This is a genomic window from Pedobacter humicola (assembly GCF_056490705.1).
Window position 1 is genome coordinate 303,424 of record NZ_JBWJIG010000002.1, and the last position, 25,517, is coordinate 328,940.

Sequence of the window (25,517 nt, forward strand, 5' to 3'; positions counted from 1 at the left end):
ACAAAATGTTAAACAAGCGGGGTAAAAAAAAGAATTAGTTAGTTGGCCGGTCGGTGGTTGATGACCTGAAATTTTTTACAGCCTGGTAGAGCAGTGTTTCTACCGTTCTTACGGATATACCCAAAAGATCGGCAATGATATCTTTTCCCAACAGATCGATCCGGCTCATTAGAAGGACCTCCCGCTGCCGATCGGGCAACTGATCAATCATACCTATAATTTCGGCATAAGATTCCCTGCTGGTTAATAATTCCTGTGGATTTAAATGGCTATCAGGATAATCGAGGACATCCACATGGTCATTTAAGCTAAGGAGCGTTAATTTTGCACGCTGGATTTCATTAAAAGACAGATTTTTGGCCGCAGTAAAGAGATAACTTTTGATTGATTTGATTTGAAGTTCTTTCCGTTTATCCCACAATCTCATGAACAGATCGGCAATCAGTTCTTCAGCTTTGCTGTAATCTTTAATATAAATGGAGGTAAACCTGCAGAGGGCAGGGTAGTAACGGTTGAAAAGGGTTTCGAGTGCAAGGCTGTCTTCATTGATCAATAAAGACATTAAATCTTCATCACTTTTACTTAAATATACATCCTTCATCTTGCATGCAAAATTAGCCTGCCATCGTTAGGTTAATATTAACACAGTTTTGCCTTTAAGTTACGGACGTATTAATTTGATTATAAAGGGTGCAGCAGAAGGTTAATTTCAAGTATTTAGCTACCTACCATGTGATTAAGTAAATGTTGTTAACCACACCTGCTCGACATTCACACGGGGATGCACACAAATAAAAAACAGATATTGTAATCTGTGTGCATTTATCTCCGAAATTGGTACAAATCGTAGATAAATAATGTTTGCCAGTACTTATACCTTAACTATTCCATAAATACCATTGTTGGGTCTATATCTTTAAAAAGGTAGGGTTTATGACCGGGCAGTTTATCATGGCTTATTGTAGAAGGCATATCTTCTTTCATCGTATTGATATCCTCAACGGTTACTTTACTGTTTAAAACATCATATTCAGCCCTGGTTTGCTGTCCGGCGCCCACATTATAAGTTTCCATATAGGTAAATACCAGCTCATGATCGATAAAGCGGTACCTGGTTTCGCGGTTACCTACCGGGCCGCTGCCAAAAGTAGAGATGATTAAATTTCTTTTTTGATCTATCTTGATATCTTCACTATCATATTGCTGATAATCGCCATTGATATACGCAGCACCAATGGCCTGCCAGGAGGCCGCATATAATTGGTATCCACCTTCTGGCCGCTTTAATAAGATCAAAGTTGGCCGTAAATCAGTACTGTCTGTTTTGTTCTGAAGCACTAAAACCACGTCTTCCAGATCGTCCTCATCTAAAAGCCCCTTTGTATCCATCGCAATTTCATAGGTTCCGGATACAAAATCTTCAACCGTGTTTCCCTGCTGTGGAAATTCAACTTCTGGTATTGCCCTGGGCTCGTCGGTTTTGGGCAGGGATGTTGCTTCAGGTGTATCGGCTACTGCCTGAACAACGCTATCGGGATGACTGATTGCCGCCTGCTGAGGTTTCATCCCAGCACCAAACCAATGTAATTTATACACAAACGCCATGGCGAGTACAAGCACAACTGCTAAAACGGCAACAATAATTTTGGTCTGTTTCTTCATCGCTTATCTGTTTTTGATCAGGTCTTTTGGTTTAAACCGTAAAGGCAAATAAATGTTGATTAAATTATTCAATTTTCTATTCAAATGGATATTATTTTGATTAAAACGGATTTTCAAATCCGATTAACATCCATAGCCCGAGGCATTATCTGTAAAATCAATTCTAATCCTTATTTTTGCCCCATCAGTTCCTATATAGGAGATATCCAATACTTTTTAAAACCTAATGATCACAAGAAATTTTTTCTCCATAACCATCCGAAACCTATTACCGCTACTTTTCATCCTGTTTTTTACGCGCAATACCTTTGCACAAAAGGATAAACCTGTGGATAAGGGCCAGGATGTATCTATTCTTTCAGATTCGGCCACCCTCACCAAAGGCGATTATCTGACCCATTTAGAGAAGGTATTCGAAATGGTGAATAAAGTTCCGGTTACGGTATCTTCTTTTAAAAAGTTAAAACCGATTGAAGCACATTTAACACAAGATGAAGCTGCACTGGCACTGCTAAAAAGCCGCTTAACGCAAAGCGACCGTACCATGAACCTGCAGAATTTGCAGATGGACGAAACCTTGCTCGAAGAACTCCGCAGCAACAATAAAGACTGTTTGGCCGACCTTGATGAATATGAAAAAGAACTACGGGCACTGAAAACAGAAATCCTCAACCTGCGAAAAGATACCGTACTGATCAAGGTATTTACCTTACCTGCCATGCGCATCATGTTTAAAGCTGAGTTTACCGAGTTACAGAAGAAGCGTATCGTGATGGACAGCCTGCTTAAAACCACCACCTTAACGATCAATAACTTACAGGCCAGAACATCAGCCAATCTGATCAACATTAAGGAACTGATGTACCTTACCGATAACCAGCTTGATGCGGTGAGCATTAAAGCTTTTGGCAAGGAACGCCGTTACCTGTGGGAATCGGTAAACCGCCCCGCCAATAAAAGCATGGGGTTCCGCAGGTTTATTAAAGGTGAACAGGAAATATCGGGTTATTATTTTGTGTACACCAGAAGCAGCCGCTTGCTATTGCTTTTTACCTGCGCGGTATTTTTCTTTTGGGTATTCTTCAATTTCAGGAGCGTAAAACAACGTGGCCGTTTAGAAACCCTCGATGGTTTTTCGTTGATCAGTCCACAGCCCTACCTGATTACTTTTATCATGCTTTTCGCACTGGCGCCAATCTTCGATCTGCGGGCCCCGGCACTCTACATAGAAGCCGTTCAGGTGTTACTGGCCATATTGCTCACGGTATTTTTGCGTAAAAAACTGGGGCCAAAGCTATTTTACTACTGGTGCATATTCGTGGTGCTGCTCCTTGCCCCGGTTTTCCTTCGTTTATTGGGCATGCCTCCCCGATACCAGCGCTGGCTTTTACTTGTATTAACGGTAAGCTCAGTAGCTTATGGTGTGATGGTGTGGAGAATGCTTGATGAGAAAACCAAAAGGTTTAAGATGATCCTGGCCACAGGCTTTATCTATACCATTTTTGCCATTATCGCGATCTTTTGTAACCTTTTTGGCCGTTTTACGCTTACGCAGATTTTTTATTCTACGGGGGTAAGTTCACTGCTAAATGCCATCTCGTTAACCATACTTGCCAAAGTTCTGGTAGAGGCTTTCCTCCTCCAGATGAAAAGCAGCAGGATCAGAAAAGGATTTCCGGAACATTTCGACTGGCAGCCGGTAATTGCCGGTCTTAAGCGACTTACCGGGATTGGAGCCACAATCATCTGGTTCGTCATTTTTACCACCAACCTCAATATTTTTAACGGTCTTTACGAATCGGTAATGGAAATCCTTACCGAAAAAAGAATCATCGGCAGTTTCTCTTTTACCTTCGGTGGCATTGTCCTTTTTCTGGGCATTATCTGGATTGCCAACTTTTTACAGAAATACATCGCTTACTTTTTTGGCGATACAGGAGATGACAGCTTTGACGACAACAAAGGAGAGCGTTCGAAATTATTGGTTACCCGTTTGGTATTGCTGATCGGCGGCTTTTTGATCGCCGTTGCGGCATCAGGACTTCCTATAGATAAAATCACCGTTATTCTGGGTGCACTGGGTGTGGGAATTGGGTTGGGGCTACAGAATATTGTAAGCAATTTCGTTTCGGGGATCATCCTTATTTTTGACAAGACCATCCGTATCGGCGATATCGTAGAATTAAGCAATAAAAAAGGACGTGTAAAAGAAATTGGGGTGCGTGCCAGCACCTTGCTTAGTGATGAAGGTGCCGAAATTATTATTCCTAACGGATCTATCCTTTCCAACAACATCATCAACTGGACGCTGAGCAACAACCAGATGCGCGTAGATATTACCTTATCCGTTGCCAAGCCATTTAGTTCCAGCGAAGTGGCTGGCCTGATCAGGGAGATTATTGCGGCAAACACGAACGTTTTCATCAGCAAGGAGCCGATTGTGATGATCAGTCCGGTGAGTAAGCTGAACAGCACCATCAATATCTATTTCTGGTGTAAGGATATTTCCAAAGCTGATTTAACCCGCAGCATGATCAACGAACAGATTTTTGAAGTGTTCGAACAGAAGGGAATTGAAATTTTGTAATTATATACGCTACTGACAATGACGATCTAAGTAAGCAATAAAAGTAAAACCTTAACAATCCTACCAAATATGTTCAATTTTAAAAAAAAAATGAACATATCATTCTTTAGTATTGATAATATTTTCATAATTTTATAACATGTTCACTTTTTCAGCAAATCTGAACATATAGTGGTCATATGTTCAGATTTAATGCAGATCTATAGCATTTGTCCAATTAGGGGAAAAAATATGATATGACTTACGATAGAACACGCCCTTTTAATAACCTCCCACTCTTACCTCCTTCAGAAAATGTGGAAGATGATATAGATATTTTAAAAAAATTAGTGACAGCATCGAGGGCATTAGCAACAACAGACAGTAGCCTTCACCGCTTACCAAACCCGACAATGTTGATCAATACCATTGCCCTACAAGAAGCGCAAACTTCAACCGCAATAGAAAATATATTCACTACTGAAGATGAGCTATACAAGGCGGTTGCGGATACACTAAGGGAAGAAAACATTAAGCCGGCGACAAAAGAAGTATTAAGGTACCGTGAAGCGCTCTGGGAAGGATACAAACTGATTTTAGTGAGTGGGAAAATAGATAAAGAATGTATTATTAGCACATTCAGGCAGATTAAAAATACAACAGCAGGTTTCCGCCCGCCTCAGAGCCTAACTGTAATTAGAAGGGGGCAAAGCGAATTTAGATCAGGTGAAATTGTATATACTCCACCTAGAGGAGAAGGAATCGTTGAACAAAAAATAGACAACCTCATAGAATATTTGAACGACGATATTAAGTATCCATCAGATCCACTAATAAAAATGTGTATCGCCCATTATCAATTTGAAGCAATACACCCGTTCTCTGACGGAAATGGAAGAACAGGAAGGATTTTAAATCTCCTATATTTGGTAAACAAAGATTTATTACGACAACCTGTATTATATTTATCTAAATATATTATTTTAAATAAGGATGATTACTACTATCACCTAGGAGCAGTTGCTCAACGGAATTCATGGAAACCCTGGTTATTATATATGCTTGATGCGGTAGAGAAAACCGCAGCACTAACTAACCAGCTCGTTATAAGCATACTGAATCAAATGGAAGCTACCCTAATCCATGGAAAATCCAAAATCAAATGGTATAACAAAGAAATAAACGAGGCTATTTTCAGTCAACCTTACATTCGACCAAAATTTATAGGAGACTTGCTCAAAGTTACCTCAAGAACCACCCTTACTAAATATTTCAGAGAGCTGGAAGATGCCAAAATATTAAGTGTTACCAAAGATGGCAGGGAAATCTTTTATATCAATGACGATCTTATTCAGATATTAAAAGGGTAAATATTTTCAAATAAACCGATGGCACTATAAATATCTGACTACACCTTAAATTTTCAAATACATGAAATAGGTAAATCAAAATGTGTTTTTTATCTTTAAAGCATGAATCATCTTGTGCTTTCTGAGATCAATATCTACCCCATCAAATCGCTGGGCGGCATTATCCTTACCAAAGCACAGCTCGAAGACAGAGGGCTGCAGTACGACAGAAGGTGGATGCTTGTTGATGAAGAAGGTATCTTTATTACCCAACGGAAACACTTTGAACTGGCCCTGCTGGAGGTAAGCATTACGGAAGGCAAATTAGTAGTATCACATAAAACTTCACCTGAACAGACGATTTCTTTTGCTTTGGATGAAGATAACGGCGTGCAGATTCCTGTGATAATTTGGAATGATACCGCAACCGGGCTTGAAGTGAATAAAGCCGTGAGCAAATGGTTTTCTGATTTCCTAAAGTTCAGTGTAAGATTGGTCAAAATGCCACTGGCCGAAAAAAGACTGGTAGATCCGAGGTATGCGTCCAATGAGGAAGTGGTAAGTTTTGCCGATGGCTACCCCTGCCTGCTCATTGGCCAATCCTCTCTTGATGGTCTGAATGAAAAACTCCGGGATCCAATCCGCATGGACCGTTTCCGCCCAAATTTTGTATTTACAGGCGGTGTACCGCATATTGAAGATACTTTTAAAACATTTTATATCGGAGAGACTCTATTCTCTGCTGTAAAACCTTGTGCCAGGTGCGTACTCATTACCATCGATCAGCAAACAGGCGAGAAAGGACAGGAACCCTTGAGAACACTGGCGAGCTATCGCACCATAAATAAAAAAATCATGTTCGGACAGAACCTGCTGCATCAGCACAATGGAGTAATTGCTGTTGGTGATCAGTTAAAGGTGATTGATTGGAAAACAGCAGATTAGTTTCGCGATTTCTTTCCATTCAGCATCATATAAGGAAAAACAACTCATTCGAAAACATTTCTGAAAGTCTGTACGTTTACAAATTGCTCTCACTCTTTTATTGTAGGGCGTAAAATAATTTTTCACTTGATTATTGCTCCATGACCAAAAAAATTATTATCGCAGTTCTTGCGATCTTTATTATTTTATCCGGTGTAACCTTCTGGATATTCAACACTTTTGATGAGACGACCAACGAGGCCAAAAGCCGCAGTGAAGCAGATTTTACTACCACGAAGTTTGTGGTAAAAGAGCTTTGGGTAATGCAGCAGAAACAGAACGACCGTGTATTGGTTTCTTACCTCTTCATCAAACCCGAAAAAGAAGAAATTAACCTCAGGTTGCCTTGGGGAGGCAATGCTGAAGACGAAAAAGCATTGGCCGACAAAATCAAAGAGGGTGATACCGTTGAAGTGAAAGTCCTTACCGCCCAGCTTAACGATGCCAGAAAAGGAGGTGTGTTTAAAGCGATATCCCGTTTTATAATGGGCGACAAAAGGGAGGTAACTATTTTTAAGCTTTCGGTAAAAAACGAACTGCTGGTGGAGAAGGGAATACACGACTGGGATGATGCAAAGATCACCTTATTGGGCAGATTGGCAGACAATCCGTGGATCCTGCTCGTTCCGTTTTTTATCCTGATGTACATTATCGGCCTGGTAAAAAGAAAGCAGGCAAAAAAAAAACGGGTTTAACTTATGGCAAAATATTATCATATCACGGCTGATTCCATTACCATCAGGCCACTTGCCTTTTTGGTTCCTATCGGGATCGCCATAGTAACGCTGTTGCTGCTTTTACCTTTAAGTACTATCCTCATCCTGGTTAAAGGCCATTTAGGAGATATTGAAACAAAATATTTCGCCAGCTATTTCTTTATGTTGCCACTCCTTTTCGCCTGTATCCCTTTTTTCACCTACGGCAAAAGACAGGTCATATTTGATGCTATACAACAAAGCATCAGCCTCAAAACTATTTTTGGCAAAAAGAAACTGATGGATTTTAATGAGGTGGCATCAATTGATCTACAAGTCCGTTTTGGGCTGGTATATTATCTGAAAAGCAACGCCGATCGCTATGGCAAAGGGTATCGCATTTCCCCGTCCTTTACCGGTGAGCAGGATAAGGACAAAATACATTTCGACAGCCGGGTGCTCGGGGAAATTAAAATGATGCTCGACAGGGTTCCAGAGCGCCAGGCAAACAACATCCTCCAGCCCATCAACATGGGAATATTGACACATTATGTATCGGAGAATGACCGATATCGTTTAAAAAGTGCAGGGATTGGAAAGTTTCTGCCCATGCTGATCTTCTTTGGCCTTTTTGCCTCTTATTTCTGGTATAACCTGTTCACCAAAAATGAGCCGAGTGGTAGCGATAAACAACTATCGTTCATTATATTGATCCCGATATTGATCTTTTTGCTGAGCGTGACTAAAAGAGTTGTTTTTGAAATCAGCACCCAAAAAATAAAAGTTTATCGGTTAGGTTTCATATTTAAAAGTTATGCACTCGAGCGGTTTGCAGGCTTTAATATTGTGCGAAAAACCACCAATGGACTTTATAGTGGTACCGATGTACGCCTAAAGTTCAGTAAATCATCCGAGCTCACCCTGGCAGATTTTGGCAAAACCAATCCGATAGAAACTTTTATCGCTGAAACCGAATATGTATTAAAAAAAATGGAAACTGGTGCCGGAGGCCGCAATTGAAGGATGAATATTAAACATTCTTAATGATCAGACAGTTCAGCTTTAGCCAAATTTTTCATTAACATTACATCAAGATTTTTTAACAGGGGCATGTCCGGAAATATCATTGCAAAACTTTTATTGGCTATCGTAGTTGGCAGTGCTTTTGGCCTGTTTTATTCGCTATTGCTCAATCTGCATGGTTTTACTAAAATCAAATTCAAGCATGTGGCAATCACTATCGGCAGCATCCTGTTTTTACTTGGGCTGTATAGTTTCGAGGCCGCGGGGATTGGCTGTTTTATTATTGGTATCGGAATCTTTATCCTCGCCATAGCCCTTATGGCCAGGGGCACGGCAGACTCACTTAAAGGGCTCTCGGCTAAATTCTCTTCAGGAAACACACAGCAGGATAATGAAAACGCGCAATTAAACCAATCCGGATTTGCGAACTATGTTGGTGTAATATTTCACTTTGTGGTGATCGTATTGATTTCACTCTCGATATTTACCTATTCCGATGATACGGTTCTGGATCAGGCTAAAATGGATAGCTTGATTGCTGATGCCATCTTTCAATTTACAAGCACTGTTTTACTCATACTGCTTGGCGTATTTAATCCGTTCGTAGCGCCCTCACCAAGATTATTGGGGATTGCCGACCGCATTGATAGCTTGAAATACCCAAAACTTTATCTGATGCTCTCGGGTAAAAAATTCTGGGTCGTGTTAAAAACATTCATCTGTCTGATCATCATCTTCTACTTCTTTTCTAAAGGTTATTTTGGCTTACTGGTATGGAACAATACAACGCCATATATGAACGTTTACATCTTCTTGATCGGCTTTTTTATTCTTGCCAATTTAGTGCAGATGGTTAGAAGCCCGGAATATTTTTTTCAGAAAAACGTATTTAGAATTACCATGCTGTTACGTTCGGCCTTTGTCAGTATCTTTTTAAGTGCCGTCCTGGTTTTTTCCACGCTGTTTGTTTCATCCATATTAGGTGCAGATATTGATAAACTTAAGGTCAGTTCGGAAGCGATACTTTTCCTTGGCTTTAATATCATAATGTGTTATAACGAATTTAGACTGGCAAGGACCTAGACCTTATTTCAAGAAATTAATCCTAAAACAGTCATCAGACTGCCTATCTCTTACCATTAAAGAGGTATAAGATCATTTAAGTTGGCAGGCCCTTTTTTTATAGGGTTAAGCCTAGATGCCGTTCCTAAATACGATGCTTAAAAAGCATATCTAATCCACCAACGGAGAAACCTTGACCGATTTAAAGCTTACCTTTCCATGCTTGGCATAAAACCATAAAAAACTCCCTTTCTGTTCTGGTGTGCGGTTAACAATACAGCGCCGGCCATCGATAGACATATCGATGATATCCCCTTTCATGATCAGGTCGATTTTTATAGGCTTATTCAGGCCACTTACGGCCTTTATTTCGGTATTGCCCAATGAAACGGTTTGATTGTTAGCCGAAAAACTTGATTTATATCCATTATCGGCCCGGTTATCCGAACGGAGATAAAAGCCAAATTCATCATTGCTTCCCAGGGGTTCTACTTCCAGGGTAAGCCTCACATTTTGTGGAATATTTTCTAAATAAGCCGCCCCGGTTCCGTTAGGGGCATTGATTGTAATCGAGTTTTCACTGTTTTTGGTTGAATACAAACCATTACTAAAGCTGATTTTTAAAGGCGCTCCGGATACGGGGATCATTTCCTCCGGAAAGCGGGTTTCTAAAGTACCGTCAGGGAGCTGGATCACTTCTCTAAAGAGCGCGTTACCACCAAATATTTCCCCGTTATTATCCTTATTTTCATGCCTTGAAGGAATCCAGGAAGCGGAAATCCGTCTGTCATTTTTAAAGGATGCTGTTTTGAGCACATTAGACCAGGACTCGTTGAGCGCCTGGAATTTCGGTTCCTCCCATGGACCATAAGGTTGCTTAGACTTTACATAATAGGTATCTCCATTATCCCCATAAACCAGATAATACCAACCCTTCCATAAAAAATAATCAGGACATTCCGGTACCGATGACTGCCCGGTAAGAACAGGTTCTTTTAGATCCCATTTCCTGAGGTCTTTGGATACCAGATGAACCAGGCAGCCTCCCGCACGTGACAATACCGGATTTTCCTGCCAGCTGGATACAAAAAGATGGAATTCGCCCGTCTTTTCATCAATAAATACTTTCGGATCCCTAAAGTCCCTCTTGCTATATCCGGGGGCTGAAGTATAAAATGGATTTGGCTTCTGCTTGTCGAAATGGATACCATCTTTACTAGTTGCATAACTGAGCTGCTCGTTTACCCTTCCGTTTTCATCAATTAACCGCGTAGCGTAAAAAGCATAGTATGTGTTATGGTAAAAAGCTACCGAACCTGTGCAAATGGATTTTTCCCATTCCTGATCGATACCCAGCACTATGGGTTCTTGTTTCCAGGTTTTCAAATCAGTGGTAGTGCTCAAAGCCCATTGATGTCCGCCCAAACCTTTCAAACTGGCATGATGGGCCGGATCAAGCAGCCAATAGAAAGAAAATTTTCCATTCTGGTAATACGGCATGCAATCGCCTACAAAAAGGTTTCCCTTTGGTCGCCAATACTGCAGGTTTCCTTTTGATTGAATGGCAGGGTCGTATTTTACACCCAATTGGGCATAAGTAAAAGAAGCTGAAAGAATCGATAACATGAAAAATAGCAGTGTTCTCATAATTTATATTTTTGGTTACAGTAGCTATTGCTATGGTTTGGTCTGTTTTATTGTTAATTTTTGTCCGATAATTTTCACCGGCCCTAAAAGCCCCGATTCGAACAATGGTGAATCGGCATAATACTGTTTGGTACTGGTAAAGGTAAACCTGCCGCTGGTACGGGGCTGTCCGTTTAATAACCATTGCGGCCATTGATCACCTACAATACCGTCGTCTGGCTTTTTCTCATCTCCGATCAAACGGTTTGGCCACAGATTGGCAATTTCAACCCTGAGTTCATTTTTGCCCAGTTTAAGATAAGCAGAAATATCAATCTTCCATGGTGCGGTCCACAATACGCCAACCGCTTTACCATTTAAGGTTACACGGGCCAGGTTTTTAACTTTCCCCAAATCGAGATAGATCTCTCCATTAGACTTGGTAGCTTTGAAATCAAATGTTTTATGGTAAGAGGCAATGCCTGAATAATATTTAATGCCTTCGAGTTTATTTTTAGACCAATCAGATAATGAATCGAAGACTGTTGTTTTAGGTCCGCCCCATTTTGGATCGAAATTAACTTCCCAGGTCCCATTAAGGTTAAGCAGCTCCTCAGATTTGTGTTCATATAAACCTGCTACCGGCTTGGTCTGATTTCCTTTTCCAAACACAATAAAACAGCTCTGATAAGGTGCAAGTTCAAGCGGAATCAGTGTTTTCCCTTTGGTAACGCTAAAATTTGGGAGCTGTTGAATTTTACCTGTTATGGCATCCCAAAGCTGAGGACTACCTTTTAGCGACCGAAAAGCCGCCTTGAAATTGATGAGCGTATTACTCGTATTCGAAACAAAATAAATATCCCAGTCTTTACCGGTGCGGTGGGTATACCGAACAGGCGCTGTCGTACTAAAATCTTCTTCCAGGGCCAATTGATGTAATACCTTAGCTGTGAGGTCATAAGAGGGATAAAGATGATCCGATTGTTCCGATAAAGCTCCGCCCCAGACGATTTTTCCTTTACCATAACTTCTCCCCTGCTGCCCCTTGGGCAAATCTCCAGATCCCCAGATTTGACTCGCCATTTCTTTTATCTGCTTATCACAAGCAGGATAACCAACCAAACTTGGTGAACGTTTTGGTGGGTTTCCGATAATGGTTGCACCACTGCTGATTAGCCCTGCTATTTTAGTGAGTAACGCAGGCGTCATGGTTTCACTTTCAGGAAGGACCACGACACGGTACCTCGCACCACTGGGAAATACAATATATTCATTTTCCACCCGTGCTTTCATCAACTGCGCAGGTGCACAGCCATCGAAATTATAGCCTTTACGGTCGGCCAATGTATCGCCTCTAAGCGCAGTTGACGGTGGAACAAAAACATGTGGAGAACCTTCTGGCGTGAGATAAAGGATATCGGCAACTGTTCTGCCCTGTTGCAACAAATACTGGCACCTGCTTACATATTGATGATAAGCATCTACCATGGGCCACCAGGTCTGGTTCCTGTCCCAGTGTACACCATATGGTCCCATTGTTGCACCTGGCCGGAGCGAATCTGGCAAAAACTGGTTCTGAAAGGTATGGTATACAAAACGGTTCACGCCGGCAGCAAAGGCCCAATCGCCCTGGTTTTTCATACTGGTGGGATGTTGTTTCCAGCCTTCATTATCCTGGGCAGTAAAAGCTTCAGCAGGAATGAGCGAGCGGCCCATTACATGTCCGATAGAAGTAGCTTCAATTACGCTGTAAGTAGAATTGAAACCAAATCCTTTACTCCAGAATTCGGCCATAGGCACATCAGCCACCGCTCCAAGCCGAAGATCGGCGGTTGGATTCATATCGTAAGGCTCAATCGAAAGCGACAAACCGTGGTGATGCGCATAGGCTTTTACCTGCTCCGCATGGTTTTTCAGGATGAGTTCCTGGGCAGTTTCCCTCAAATCCCATAAAAATCGTTCGCTTTCTTGCAGGCTGCCCACAATATTGCCCGAATAGACCGGAAAATACTTTAATGGATCATAGCCCCTGCTTTTGATAAAAGCCTGCCTAAAGCTACCCGTCCAGTTCTGGGCACCCATTTCCCAGCTATCCATATGTAAGCGTTTAAGTCCGCCAGGGATATCTTTTTGCGGTTTTCCGATAGCACTCAAAAGTCTACCCACGTAAGTATTGAGATGATGGTTTAGCGCCAGTGTATCGAATTTATCAGATTCGAAACCCAGACCCGGAATAGGTGCTGGCCTGGTAATAGCACCATTGTTCCGCGCACCAAAGCGCATCACTATCCATTTACCAGATGGTGCGGCCCAGTTAAGCGAACCATCTTCCGACATTTTGGAAGTCAGGTCCAAAATTGCTGTTTTTTCAATGCCTTTGGCCTTCCCACCCTCACCAAGCGGAGCTGGAAGATAAGGTTTAACCGTTCCAGAACTGTAAGGCGCCCGGTAATAAAGAGCCTTTTCATCCACATCTGTTATTTTAACAGGCTGCTCCTCATAGGGAAAGGCTAGCACGGCCACGTCCTTATAGTAAGCCTTCCATTCCTTTTTGAATTCTGTAGAAAGGTTATCTTCTCCAAAAAACGGTCTTTTGGGCATTGGAAGGGGTAACATGATCTTCCCCTTATCTACGGAAGAAACTGTTATCTGACTGGAAACAAGATGCTGCATTGATTCTTCTGCCTTTACCCAGGGGCCGCCACTTCCTGTCCACCCGGGCCCTATACCTAAGGTAATTTCGATTCCGAGGCGCCTTGCTTCTTTTTCTGCATGAGCAAAAAGACTGACCCACTGCGGGCTTAAAAAATCAACTTTACCTCGGGGAATCCCCACGTTAACTTCAAGAAAAACCAGGTTACCGATACCCGCTTTTTTCATGGCCTCCAGATCTTTTGTGATCGATCCGGCAGAAAGGTTGCCATCCATGAAATACCAATATACTCCAGGTTTATACCTATCCTTTGGACTAATGAAATCAATTTTCATTTTGGCCACTTGCGCATGTGCAGAAAGGAAAAATGGCCCAATCAGAATTACTGTCTTAAGCAAAAGCAAACCAGCATTTTTGAATATCTTTTTCATATCCTTCAGTATAATCTTATTTTATCAAATTGATCTTCACAGGGCCCAAAAGCCCTGACTGTTGCAGACCTGCACCCTGATCAGGCCCAAATAGTGCCGCGGTTTTTCGCTTTTCCCTTGGTAGCATTGCATCGCCCATCAAACGGTTTACCCAATTGTTCACCACCCTGATCTCCAGTTTATTCTCGCCACTTTTTATTGTGCTGGTAACATCAAGCGCATATGGAGGCGTCCACACGCCACCTAGCTCTTTACCATTGAGGGTAATTTTGGCAATATTTTTAACCAGGCCAAGATCGATGGTATAATTTCGGCCCTTTTCTATTTTAGCAACATTAAAAGTATTATAGTATACCGCTGATCCGGAATAATACCTGATGCTATCGTTTGGATGAACAGACCAATCGGAAAGTTCATTAAAAATCACTGGTTTTCCTGGTCCGCCGCTGTTTTTATCAAAAATTACACTCCAGGGCTTTTTTACTTCGATGCTTTCCGCAACTAAAGGATAATTTACTCCGGTCGTATCGCCTTTCGAGCCTTCATTTCTGAAAACAATAAATACACTTCCATTTGCCGCCAGGCGGATGGGCACCATAGTACCCTCAGCAGTTTGACTAAAAGCAGGCATCTCCCGCACCCTGCCCGTTACCGCATCCCACAATTCGGGTTTTTTGCCCTTAATACGGAATGTTGGCACAATATCAATGGTTTCATTCTTCTGGTTGGAGAGAAAATAAACTGAGGCATCACCCACCTGCCGGTGGATGAAAAGTACAGGATCATTTTTTTCAGTCTTAAAATCAGGGATTATTTTAACCGTGTTCAGAGCCTCCTGCATATCCATAGCACTCAGAACCATTCCTTTGCCATAGCGGTTTATCTTTTTACTTTTGCCGTCAATAGCTCCCCATAGTTCATTAGCTATTGCTTTTACCTGCTGATCGGCCTTTGGATAATTCTCCAAACTTGGTGATCTCTGCGGTTTTGGCCCTAATACCACCGCGCCTTGTGCCACCAGCTCCTTTATTTTTTTTAGCAGTTCCGGCCGCATGCTCTCCTGTTGTGGAAGCACCAATATGCCATAACTGATGCCATTGGGCAGGAAAATCCGCCCATTTTTCACTGTCAACCTGCTTTTAATCACCTCAGCATTAATGTAATCGAATGAATAACCTTTTGGCAGTTCGGGCTTGGTAGTTCCCATCAGTTTTGGGGCATCTTCGCCGATAAAATAAGCCACGTCGGCTACATACCTGCCCTGTTGCAACATCAGGTTACAGCGTTTAAGATATTTTACAAAAACATCCATATCAGCAAACCAGGTATTTCCCCGGTTGAATTCGGTACCAAACCATGCACTTATGCCCGGTTTTGGCAAGGTATCGGGCTGATGGATAAAAACGTGTAGCAAGGTATTGTTGATCCCATCCGTAAAAAAACGGTCGCCCCTTGCTTTCAGCGATGCCGGATGTGCACGCCATGCTGCCCCTGCCGAAGTAAATGATTCGGCAGAAACCTTGTTCTTTCCATAAATATGTGCTGCCGAAGAAGCGGCCCTATTTTCTACAGTCCCTAAACGTCCGTCGAGCCAAAACTCCCCGGCAACTTCATCCGACTGCCCGCCATATTGTAAAAACTCGCCCGGAAAACCAAAATAGCCATAATTCTCAAGCCAGGTAGTCAAGCCATGTTTATGGCTCACCTCGGTTAAACCTCCAACATATTTAAAGGCGGCATCATCTGCAATCAATCTTCTTAAATCCCATAAAAAGCGGTCTGAAAGTGTGTTGCTTCCCACTACTTTTCCCTGTAATACCGGTATAAAAGGCAAGGCATCGTAATGATATTTTGCTTTAAATTCGCTGAGCAAAAGATCGGTCCAGTTCTGGCTACCGGTTTCGTAACTGTCTGCCACCACAACTGTTAAGGTTTTACGGTCTTCAGCAGGGATCCGTTTTAACACCTGACCGATATAGGCATCGAAATGACTGGTAATGTGCTGTTTGCTCATCTTATCGGTTTCCAGTCCTGTTGCTTCTGGTGTTGCAGGAACATTCTTCGTATTGGTGGTAGTCATGCCAGTGCGTTCGATGATCCAGTTGCCTGACGGAACTTTCCAGTTTAACTTTCCATCTTTCTGCATGTATCGGGAAATATCGATCACTTTAGCGGGGTCTAAAATAGAGTTGGATGCATCATTTTTTTGCTCGCCCCATACATACGCATTCCAGATCAGATCTTCCGTTTGCCAGGCCTTAGCAAGGGTTTTCTCTGAATATGCATCAAGCATTGAAGTAGAAGAAAGTTCCAGTTCACTGATTCCCGAATCGCCTGTAACCTGGGTAAAGGAAATCCTAAAATCTGTTGAAGTGCTAACAGGCACCGAAATTACAGCTCTGGCCCAGGGCAAAAAGCCAAAATTAAGGCCTGGCGCACGTCTGTCAACGGTAAAATGTTTGATGGTCACGTAACCGGTTTTTGTTTTCACCTGTATATCCCCTTCCAGATACACGGCCCGGTGTTGTGTTGACAGGATAATGCTGCGCAAAGCATAAGGTTGTTGCGTATGGAGATCTAAGGCAAATTTTTCCCCGTTTTTAAAATGTATACCCGTCTGATGGTTATGATCCATTAGATTTTCCAATGAATCGATAGTTTGTGGGGAGGTTATTTTTGGTTTCAATACGCTCAAACCTTTTCCGTAATCGGCAGGAACAGGATAAGCAATCACTTTAACGTCCTGAAAATTTTTATCCGGTTGTGCAAGCCGGCCATTGAACAACTGTGGCCCTTTTAGCTTGATCTCTGAAGAAGTGAGATAGCGCATCGCCTGTTCGGGGCGCACCCATGGGCCACCGGCCTGGCTCCAGCCCGGGCCATTGAACAAACCGATCTGGATATTTAAACGGGTGGCGGTTTTAAGTGCAAGGTGCATAATTTCCCACCATTCTTCAGAGAGGAACTTAACCTTTCCATAAGGTACATCGTTCAATCCGATATCGCCAATAAAAGCCCTGTTGATCCCGACCTTTTTCATTGCCTCCAAGTCCTTTACCACACCTGCTTTCGATACATTCCCCGAAAGCCAGTACCAATATACACTGGTTTGGATGGAATCGGGTACCGCGATAAAGCCTTTCTCCAATGCCTTTAAAGTATCAAAGCGTTTGACCTGATTTGGGCTGGCTATACCCGACTGCCCTTTAGCTATACTAACGGTAAAAAAACATAAAAGCAGGCAGTTGTATTTATTCCTCAAAAATGTCATGTTGTTCGGTTAATCAACCTGTAACGATTACAGTTGCTGTTATATCTGGTTAAATCCGATTCCTAAAATAATGGGCCAGCATGCTGTATACACCAAATTAGTAAATCGTTTTATTAACAAATATATCATAATAATCCATTATCTGTTTTTACTCAAATGGAATTTATTTTGTATTTTTTGATACATCATAATTCTGCTATAATAAAAAAAGCTGGACCGGTTTACACCGATCCAGCTTTAGCTAAAATATCAATATTGCGCTTATTTATTCACAGGTACATTGATCTGATACAATTTATCGTGTAAAGCTTTCATCTGTGCTTCCGAAAACTTAATGTCTTTTCTATCATAGGTCATCAAACCGTTGGTTTCTACTTCTACGTCGGTTGTTTGGGTATAAACCCCTGCAGATAATCCCAATGGGATCAATTGTTCCAAACGTTTGGTAAACTCAGCGTATTTGTTGAAAAGATCGGTTTTGTTTTTGAAACTCTGGTAACCCCAGTTGTTTTTCTGTTGCCACACGTGTCCATCGATAGGAAGACCAAGACCACCAAACTCACCCAGAACAAGCGCATAGTCTTTTCCGAAATAATCTGGACTAGGCATCGCCGGATGCGGATAATTGTGTAGATCGATAATATCCCCTACCGGATGGAAGTTACCTCCACTGGCGGTATTCACCAATCTTGACGGATCCTTTTCTTTTGTCCATTTGGCGATTTCGATGGTTTTAAACTGACCCCAGGCTTCGTTGAAAGGCGTCCATACTACGATAGAAGGTACATTGTAAAGGGCATCGATAATCGCATTCCACTCTTTTCTGTAATATCCTTCCGATTCGGCACTTCTGTTCTGATCCGATCCGTGGTCTAAAATACCCGGACGGTTTTCCCAGCCGTTACCCAAATCGCCGCTAGGCATGTCCTGCCAAACCAGCATACCCGCTTTATCGCAATAGTAATACCAGCGTGCAGGTTCTACCTTAATGTGCTTTCTGATCATATTGAAGCCCATTTCTCTGGTTTTATCCACATCAAACTTTAAAGCGGCATCTGTTGGTGCAGTATAAAGCCCATCTGGCCACCAGCCCTGATCTAAAGGACCGTACTGGAAAACAAATTCATTGTTTAACAACATCCTTTGAATACCGTTCTGGTCTTTACCGATAGAGGTTTTGCGCATCGCAAAATAACTTTTCACCTCGTCTACCTTTTTATTTTTAGAGATCAGCTCTACTTTAAGGTCATATAAAAACGGGGTTTTAGGACTCCAAAGTTTCGGGTTCGCGATTTTCAAGCTTATGGCATCAGTTCCATTGCCTGTTTGTTCGGCTACCTTTGTAGTGCCATCCCATGCAGAGACTTTAACCTGATCACCTGTTGCGGCACCAGTTAAAACAGGTGTAACAGTTAACGATTGCTGATCGATATCAGGTGTTACCTTGATGTGATCGATATGTGCTTTGTTTACCGCCTCGATCCACACCGTTTGCCAGATACCGGTTACTGGTGTGTACCAGATGCCTTCAGGTCTTTTAACCTGTTTTCCTCTTGGCTGAGGACCTTCATCAGTTGGATCCCAAACTTCTACAGTTAAGGTCTGGTTACCACTTTTGGTTAAAAATGGGGTGATGTTAAAACTGAAAGGATCAAAGCCGCCTTCGTGTTTACCTACTTCTTTACCATTGATACTTACGGTACTTCTCCAGTCGACCGCACCAAAATGAAGCAAAATTTCTTTGCCTTTCATATTCGAAGGTACAGTAAAGCTGGTTTTATACCAGAGCAGACTGTCTTTGCCAACCGTTTTACCAACACCCGAAAGTGAAGATTCTACCGCGAAGGGTACCAGGATTTTGCCTTGATTGATAGCTGGCTGCTGTGATTTTCCGGATATGGCATAGTCCCAAAGTCCGTTGAGGTTTTTCCAGTTGCCTGTACGCTCAAACTGCGGACGTGGATATTCGGGAAGCACATTTTTTGGATTTACCTCCTGTGCCCATGGTGAGGAGATTTTCCCTTTAACCATCGACCATGACTTGTCCTGTTGCTGCGCAGAAAGGGAAAGCGAGATTCCCAGTAATGAGAAAAGAATGGATACTTTTTTATTCATCGGTTTAAATTTGTGTGTTAAGGCCGGCTTCCGCCGAGCCATATTAGGTTTATTTGTTATTGAGTTTTTTGATCAGGTTAACCTCATCCAGACGGTATGGTGTTCCATCCGGCTGAAAGATTTCGTGAAACCACTCAATCGGATCAGATCCATCGGCCAATGGCGTATCCCATGCGTATTTGGTATTGGTTTTACCCGCAGCAAAACCCCAGTTGATGGCACCTACGTTTTCTTGTTTAAGCATAGGTAAAATGTTAGAAAAACGGCTGTTGCGTGAGCGGGCCATATATTCGGTACAGATTAAGGGCCTTCCGCTGGCTTTTAACAGATCGATTGTTCTCTGGTGCCAGTCTGGTGCCTCGTAGTTGTGATAGGTTACAATATCGGAATTGGCCAGCTGGATTTCGTTCAGTTTTTCAAAACCCCAGCTCCATAATCCGATAGAGATGGGCTGATCTGGATTTACCGAACGTGCCCAGCTGATGGTTTTGGTTAATAAAGGGATCGTAGCTTCCAGCTTTCCGCTGTTTCCCGGTTCGTTGTATAAATCCCAAAGCAGGATTCTTTTATCGTGTGCGAAATGGGTAAGCACATCTTTTACATATTTTTCGAGTTCAGGGAAATTTGCCTCTTCTTTAAAGGCAGGATCGCCCGGATCTTGCAACCAACCTGAATTGTGGATACCTGTTTTTGGTTCAGGCTGTTTGCCGATAGCTGAAGTTTTATTCCAGCAATCATCAAAGAAAACAAACATGGGTTTAATGCCGTGTTTTTGGGTGATGGTTAAAAACTGGTCCATGCGTTTTTTAAATCCTTCAGGATCCTGGCTCCATGCCTTGCTGAATAGAAATACACGCAAAGTATTAAAACCAATTCCTTCCGCCCAGCCCAATTCCTTATCGATTAAATCGGGAGAAAAGGTATCAGCCTGCCACATCTCCAATTGATTAATGGCGTTAGAAGGAATATAATTTGCCCCTGTTAACCATTTGTTTTCCTTATACCAGGCATTGGCTTTTTCTACCGACCATACCTTGGCAGGTTCGGCGGCTCTTTTAGTTTTTTGCGCAAATCCCATACTCACGCTAAGACTCAGCGCAGCAAGGATAACATAGTTTTTTAAGTTCATATCGGTTTTATACGGTTTAGTTTTATTTGTTGTTTGATGGTGCATTTAAACTTTCACCTGGTTTTACGGGCGTACCAAAATTGGGCGTACCATCGGCATTCCAGCTAAATTTTTGTGCCCTTGGCGAGCGGAAGCCTCCGCAGCCTTGCCCTGGTTTATCATTGGCGTGATATAAAATCCAATATTCCTTTCCATCGGGTGATTTAAAAAATGAATTGTGCCCCGGCGCATAAACCCCATCTTTTGGCGATTGCTGAAAAACAGGTTTTTCAGATTTTGTCCAGGATTTGGGATCCAGCAGATTGCTTTTGACCGGGGCGGAAAGCATGCCTAAGGCATAAAAATCTGTCCAACAGCCACTGGCCGAATAAATGACAAAAATTTTATCGCCGTGCAGCAAAAACTGAGGGCCTTCATTAACATCCACGTGCGCACCACCGCCTAAATCTCCAATTTTTTCCCAATCAAATTTTGGCGTAGAGATTTTAACCCGTTGTCCGTCAACAGTCCATGGGTTTTTAAGTTTGGCCATAAAAATTTCCTGTTTTCCATTCCCATCTCCTTCCCATCCCGACCAGATCATATACAATTGGCCTTTAAAATCGATTACATCGCCATCAATTGCCCATTTATCCGTTGGATCAGCAATTTTACCCTTAAACACCCATTCTCCCTGCATCGGGTCGGCAGAAGCGTTTTCCAAAACATACATGCGGTGATTATCGTTTTTACCATCATCGGCAGCAAAATAAGCATACCATTTGCCTCTTAAAAACATCACCTCCGGTGCCCAGATTTCTTTGCTGTACTTTGTACCCGCAGGTGCTTTCCAAATCGTCTTCCGCTCTGCTGTTTTAAGTCCGTCGAGCGTCTTGGTTTTCCAAAGATCTATGCGGTTTCCTGTGGTATGGGTATAATAATAGTAACCATCTTTATAATAACTATAGGGATCGGCACCTGAAGGCAGCAAGGGATTGGTAAAGGTCTGTGCATGCAGATTGCCTACAAAAAGCAAGAACAAGATGGCTAACAGATATTTTATTTTCAATATATTCATTTTTAAAGCTTTACGCCTTTTATTTTTTCAATTAATGTGCAATCCCTTAATCTTTAAAAAAAGCGATTTCTTTTGTCAAAGCGGCTCATTTTTGTTTCAATATTTCTACAAATGCAGTCAATTTCATTCCTATTATGGCGTAGCGGTCAGGCTTTCCTTTAAATAACGGAAACTTTTTGGATCGATCTGCAGCTGGCCGTTACCCTTTTTATCTTTTACGAAAGTGCCTGTTATAATCGCTGTAGCCCTTGGCGATACTTTCTTGTTGGAATGATGGGTATGGAATACATACTGCAGCTGGCCGCTCCGATCGGTAAAGAAATCGCCATGTCCGGTTCCGTTTATGTTGAGCAGATTCCTACCGATGATCGGATTGCCTGCATATTTTGTCCAGGGGCCCAAGGGTGATTTCGACGTTGCGTAACCCACGGCATAATCGGGATTCCGGAAATCATTTGCAGAGTAAAAAAGGTAATACAATTTGTCCTTTTTTAATACAGTGGGTCCTTCGGTTACCGGCCAATCGGTTCTGGCTGTATTTTCCCAGGTTTCCGTTCCCGATAAACAGGCTTTTGTGGTGTTCGGGACGACGTCCGAAAAATCGTCTTCGAGTTCTGCCACAAAAATCCGGTTACCTTTATCGAGCTTTACATGATAGAGGTAGTTTTTGCCATCGCTATCGGTAAATACAAAGGGATCGATCTGTTTTCCAGTTCCTGAAATGGCTTTTAATTCTTTCTGTACAAATGGTCCCAACGGATTATTGCTATGGGCAATGGCAATCTCCTCATCTGCGGTATAGGCCATATAATAAATATTGCCTCTTTTAAATACCTGGGGTGCCCAAAAACCTTTGTTTCCAAAAGCCTCACCTTTTTTTAATGCAAAACCGTTGTTTGTCCCGGCAGGTTTACTCCAGTTTTTAAGATCTGTGGAGGTATAAACCAAAAACCCTTTATCGCTGCTGGTCCCATATAGGTAATATATGCCCTTATCTAAAAAAATAGTTGGGTCGGCAAGATAAACCGTATCACTTAATACTTTTTTAGTTGGATTGGCGCTTACTTTCCGGCCTAACGAAAATATCGATAAGTACAATAAAATAGCAAAGAGAGGTTTCATTCAATAATGATTAGCGGGCCAGTAAGATAATGATAATTGAAGTGATATAGTGTAAATCCTATATAAAATGTCATCCTGAGCCTGTCGAAGGCTTTGCTTATATATAAAGCGCATCGACAAGCCCAACACGACAATTTCAAATGTTTAAAAACTTATTTTAGCTACAGGCGTAAAGATCATGTCATCAACTCCTGCAATTTTAACTCCGATACGGGCAAAAATATAATTCTGGGCAGGTACGATTGCGGGTATACTCACACTCATATTTAAGTTATTGAGATCGGCGAGATCAGCTCCTCCCAGATCCTGAAAGGCAAGATTATTTCCGCCATCAACAAACTGCGTTTTATTGATATACAGTGATACCCTTTCGATATCTTTTGCATTAACATCGGTAATAATCTTTTCGAGTTTACAGAAACCGTTTACCTTACCCGCGGCAGCTGTGAGTGTTGCGCCACGGATCATATAATATGGCATTACCTCAATATCCATGGTTTTACCCCCATTAATATTTACGGCAACGGTATCCTGTCTTCCAGCAGCATTCTTTTTCCAAAGAAACGGACCCTGATTTGGCGAGAACACAAGTTTATAATTGCCATCAAACAATTTCGCTGAATAGCTGCCATCCTGACTAACGTTAACATTTAATGCTGAATAATTACCAAAACCAGATTGCCAGAGTTCGAAATTAACCTGACCATACTGAACATTGATCGGCTCCCCCTTATATACAATCCTTCCTGTAAAATCTGCTGCAGGCGCATCGTAATTATCTTTTTTACATGATGAAAAAAGTACCGCAACCACGGCTATGATGAAATAAAATCTATTTTTCATGTCTTTTACTGATTAGGGTTTCTAACAATTTTTGGATTTCCGTTAAGTACCTCCTGCGCGATAGAGGAATAGTAATTGCCTAAACGGAAACGGTGAGCGGCCGTTACTTTACTTGGTTTGATTACTTTAAAGATATATTTTCCATTGTTAGCATTGCCCGGGTCATAATATTTATATGGCCACAAACCAAATACCTGTGTGCTGGTGCGAGTGGCACTGCCAATATTGGTGGCATTGATAAAATCAGCTGGCGACATATTATTGCCGTTCCATACTTTATCAGCCAGCCTCCAGCGTTTCATATCCCAAAGTTCATGACCTTCGAAGGCAAACTCCACCTTACGCTCATGTACAATTCTATCGAAAGTGATCTGTGCAGGTGTTAAGGCTGTGGTTAAACCCGCACGGTCTCTTACTGGTTTGATATAATTGGCTGCCCCAGCTAAATCGCCCAGTTCGAAAGACGCCTCAGCGGCATTTAACAATACTTCGGCATAACGGTAACGTACCCACCAAACCTCGCTCCGGGTGCCGATCTGACCTGATCCCTTAGCAGGATCTAAATATTTACGGACATAAAAGCCTGACTGTGCACTGAACTCCAATCCATCGATAGGGCCATCGCCGCCCACTACCTGCACGGAACCGGTATTGCCCGGAAGCACATCGCTTTTACTCTGTGCAAAATTATCTCCGGTTATAATGGTACCGTTGGCCAATTGGTAACCGGCCCAGATATCAACGGTTTTGCCTTTAAACTGTGTTCCAGGAAGGATTACCGTACCTGCCAAACGCGCATCGCGGCCTGCAAAAATATCGGTAACATTGGTATAATATACCGGATTGCCACTTCCATCAACTGAGGCCAGTGATGCATAGGTATTATCGAGTTTTTCGAACGACTGTACCAAATTTAACGATGGATTTAAACGTCCGCCCTGTGCTTCCTCTGCAGAAGAACGTGGCTGGTTATCGATGGTAAAGCCATGTACTTTATTGGTTTTTAATTTGAAGTCTTTCACGAAAATCACCTCAGGATTATTACTCTTATCCGTAAAAAGTGCAGCAAAATTGTCTGACAAAGTCGGGTTCTTTTTATAGAGCGTGTATTTCCCGCCATTAATAATTTCATTTGCTGCGTTTAATGACTTTGTAAAATAGCCATTGGCCAAGGAAGAAGAAATTCCTACTTCACCTCCCGGTAGCGTTAACTGCGAATTGCTGTATTTTGCTATCGAACCCGCATAAAGTGCAGCCCTCGATTCCATAGCAAGCGCGGCCGCCTTGGTAGCCCTGCTTTGAATGGTAGGATCATCGGGTAAGATGGTTTTGATGGCTTCAAGCTCTGAAATCACAAAATCGTACACTTCGGTTTCTTTCGACCTTGGAAATTGAAGGTTGCTCACATTATCGCCATTGTTATACTCCAAAGGAGTGGTCAGCAAAGGGACACCGCCCATTCTTTTCACCATTTCAAAATAGACGCCAGCTCTGATAAAACGGGCCTCTGCAAGGAAACGGTCGCGGTCTTCTGTTTTTAATTGGGTAGATTCCTGTCCACGTTTGATAAACATATTCAGGTCTCGGATATAACCATAAACACCTAAATCCCAATATCTCCAGGCATCATAGCCATATTCTAAATTTTGGTGCCGGCCATAATCACCCCCGGCTGATGCAAATGCCTCATCAAAAGAGGCAAATGATGCCCAAGCCTCTATCGTTTGATCGTCGGGATAGCGGTCGTAAAGGTCTCCTACTACTGTAAGTACCAGATTGGGGTCTTTCCAAACGGCGTCGATTGGCAGCACATTGGTAGGCTGTTTATCTAAAAATTCTGAATCTTTTTTGCACGACTGCCCAACACCCAATAAAACGATGGCAGTAAAAGCATATATAATTTTTTTCATCTGATTAGTCTTTTTCATG

Annotated in this window: 17 protein-coding genes; 6 read left to right on the forward strand and 11 right to left on the reverse strand. The window is 42.2% G+C overall.

Translation table 11 applies throughout. The features are described 5' to 3' along the window. Positions 1-34: 34 nt before the first annotated feature. Together AC04Q1_RS04885 and AC04Q1_RS04890 are read right to left on the reverse strand one after the other, a co-directional pair. Positions 35-601, reverse strand: a complete 567-nt coding sequence (locus AC04Q1_RS04885; protein WP_478362366.1) for an RNA polymerase sigma factor — start codon at positions 599-601, stop codon at positions 35-37. Between the two features lie 281 nt (positions 602-882). Further along, positions 883-1,662, reverse strand: coding sequence for a hypothetical protein (locus AC04Q1_RS04890; RefSeq protein ID WP_478362368.1), 780 nt, complete (start codon positions 1,660-1,662; stop codon positions 883-885). Between the two features lie 226 nt (positions 1,663-1,888). On the opposite strand from AC04Q1_RS04890, the gene AC04Q1_RS04895 reads away from it, so the two are divergent. The 6 genes from AC04Q1_RS04895 to AC04Q1_RS04920 all read left to right on the forward strand — a co-directional run bounded on the left by AC04Q1_RS04895 (position 1,889) and on the right by AC04Q1_RS04920 (position 9,362). Continuing rightward, on the forward strand, positions 1,889-4,249 hold the full coding sequence (locus tag AC04Q1_RS04895; protein WP_478362370.1) for a mechanosensitive ion channel domain-containing protein: 2,361 nt from the start codon (positions 1,889-1,891) through the stop codon (positions 4,247-4,249). A gap of 236 nt (positions 4,250-4,485) precedes the next feature. Continuing rightward, positions 4,486-5,598 (forward strand): Fic family protein, encoded by a 1,113-nt coding sequence (locus tag AC04Q1_RS04900; protein WP_478362372.1) that lies wholly within the window; start codon positions 4,486-4,488, stop codon positions 5,596-5,598. 102 nt (positions 5,599-5,700) lie between these two features. Beyond that, a complete protein-coding gene (locus AC04Q1_RS04905; RefSeq protein ID WP_478362374.1) occupies positions 5,701-6,522 on the forward strand; it encodes an MOSC domain-containing protein in 822 nt (273 codons plus the stop codon). Positions 6,523-6,662: 140 nt separating this feature from the next. Next, positions 6,663-7,256 carry a hypothetical protein gene (locus AC04Q1_RS04910; RefSeq protein ID WP_478362377.1) on the forward strand — a complete coding sequence of 198 codons (594 nt, stop codon included), beginning with the start codon at positions 6,663-6,665 and terminating at the stop codon, positions 7,254-7,256. A 3-nt stretch (positions 7,257-7,259) separates the two neighbouring features. Continuing rightward, positions 7,260-8,276, forward strand: coding sequence for a hypothetical protein (locus AC04Q1_RS04915; protein ID WP_478362379.1), 1,017 nt, complete (start codon positions 7,260-7,262; stop codon positions 8,274-8,276). 90 nt (positions 8,277-8,366) lie between these two features. After that, positions 8,367-9,362, forward strand: coding sequence for a hypothetical protein (locus AC04Q1_RS04920; protein WP_478362381.1), 996 nt, complete (start codon positions 8,367-8,369; stop codon positions 9,360-9,362). A gap of 150 nt (positions 9,363-9,512) precedes the next feature. Here the strand turns inward: AC04Q1_RS04920 and AC04Q1_RS04925 are convergent, their stop codons facing one another. The 9 genes from AC04Q1_RS04925 to AC04Q1_RS04965 form a co-directional block, all read right to left on the reverse strand. Continuing rightward, a complete protein-coding gene (locus AC04Q1_RS04925) occupies positions 9,513-10,988 on the reverse strand; it encodes a family 43 glycosylhydrolase (protein ID WP_478362383.1) in 1,476 nt (491 codons plus the stop codon). Positions 10,989-11,018: 30 nt separating this feature from the next. Beyond that, positions 11,019-14,051, reverse strand: a complete 3,033-nt coding sequence (locus AC04Q1_RS04930; protein ID WP_478362384.1) for a glycosyl hydrolase — start codon at positions 14,049-14,051, stop codon at positions 11,019-11,021. Between the two features lie 16 nt (positions 14,052-14,067). Continuing rightward, a complete protein-coding gene (locus tag AC04Q1_RS04935; protein ID WP_478362386.1) occupies positions 14,068-17,322 on the reverse strand; it encodes a glycosyl hydrolase in 3,255 nt (1,084 codons plus the stop codon). A 261-nt stretch (positions 17,323-17,583) separates the two neighbouring features. Continuing rightward, positions 17,584-19,437, reverse strand: coding sequence for a glycoside hydrolase family 2 protein (locus AC04Q1_RS04940; RefSeq protein WP_478362388.1), 1,854 nt, complete (start codon positions 19,435-19,437; stop codon positions 17,584-17,586). A gap of 49 nt (positions 19,438-19,486) precedes the next feature. Beyond that, positions 19,487-20,566: a glycoside hydrolase 5 family protein gene (locus AC04Q1_RS04945; RefSeq protein ID WP_478362390.1), complete on the reverse strand. Its 1,080-nt coding sequence runs from the start codon at positions 20,564-20,566 to the stop codon at positions 19,487-19,489. A 22-nt stretch (positions 20,567-20,588) separates the two neighbouring features. Further along, entirely contained in the window at positions 20,589-21,623 is a 1,035-nt protein-coding gene (locus AC04Q1_RS04950; protein ID WP_478362392.1) for a glycoside hydrolase family 43 protein, read from the reverse strand. 132 nt (positions 21,624-21,755) lie between these two features. Continuing rightward, on the reverse strand, positions 21,756-22,745 hold the full coding sequence (locus AC04Q1_RS04955) for a glycoside hydrolase family 43 protein (RefSeq protein WP_478362394.1): 990 nt from the start codon (positions 22,743-22,745) through the stop codon (positions 21,756-21,758). Between the two features lie 144 nt (positions 22,746-22,889). Continuing rightward, positions 22,890-23,588 (reverse strand): DUF3823 domain-containing protein, encoded by a 699-nt coding sequence (locus tag AC04Q1_RS04960; protein WP_478362396.1) that lies wholly within the window; start codon positions 23,586-23,588, stop codon positions 22,890-22,892. A gap of 5 nt (positions 23,589-23,593) precedes the next feature. Continuing rightward, complete coding sequence (locus tag AC04Q1_RS04965) at positions 23,594-25,516, reverse strand: RagB/SusD family nutrient uptake outer membrane protein (protein WP_478362398.1); 1,923 nt, start codon at positions 25,514-25,516, stop codon at positions 23,594-23,596. Position 25,517: the final 1 nt, after the last annotated feature.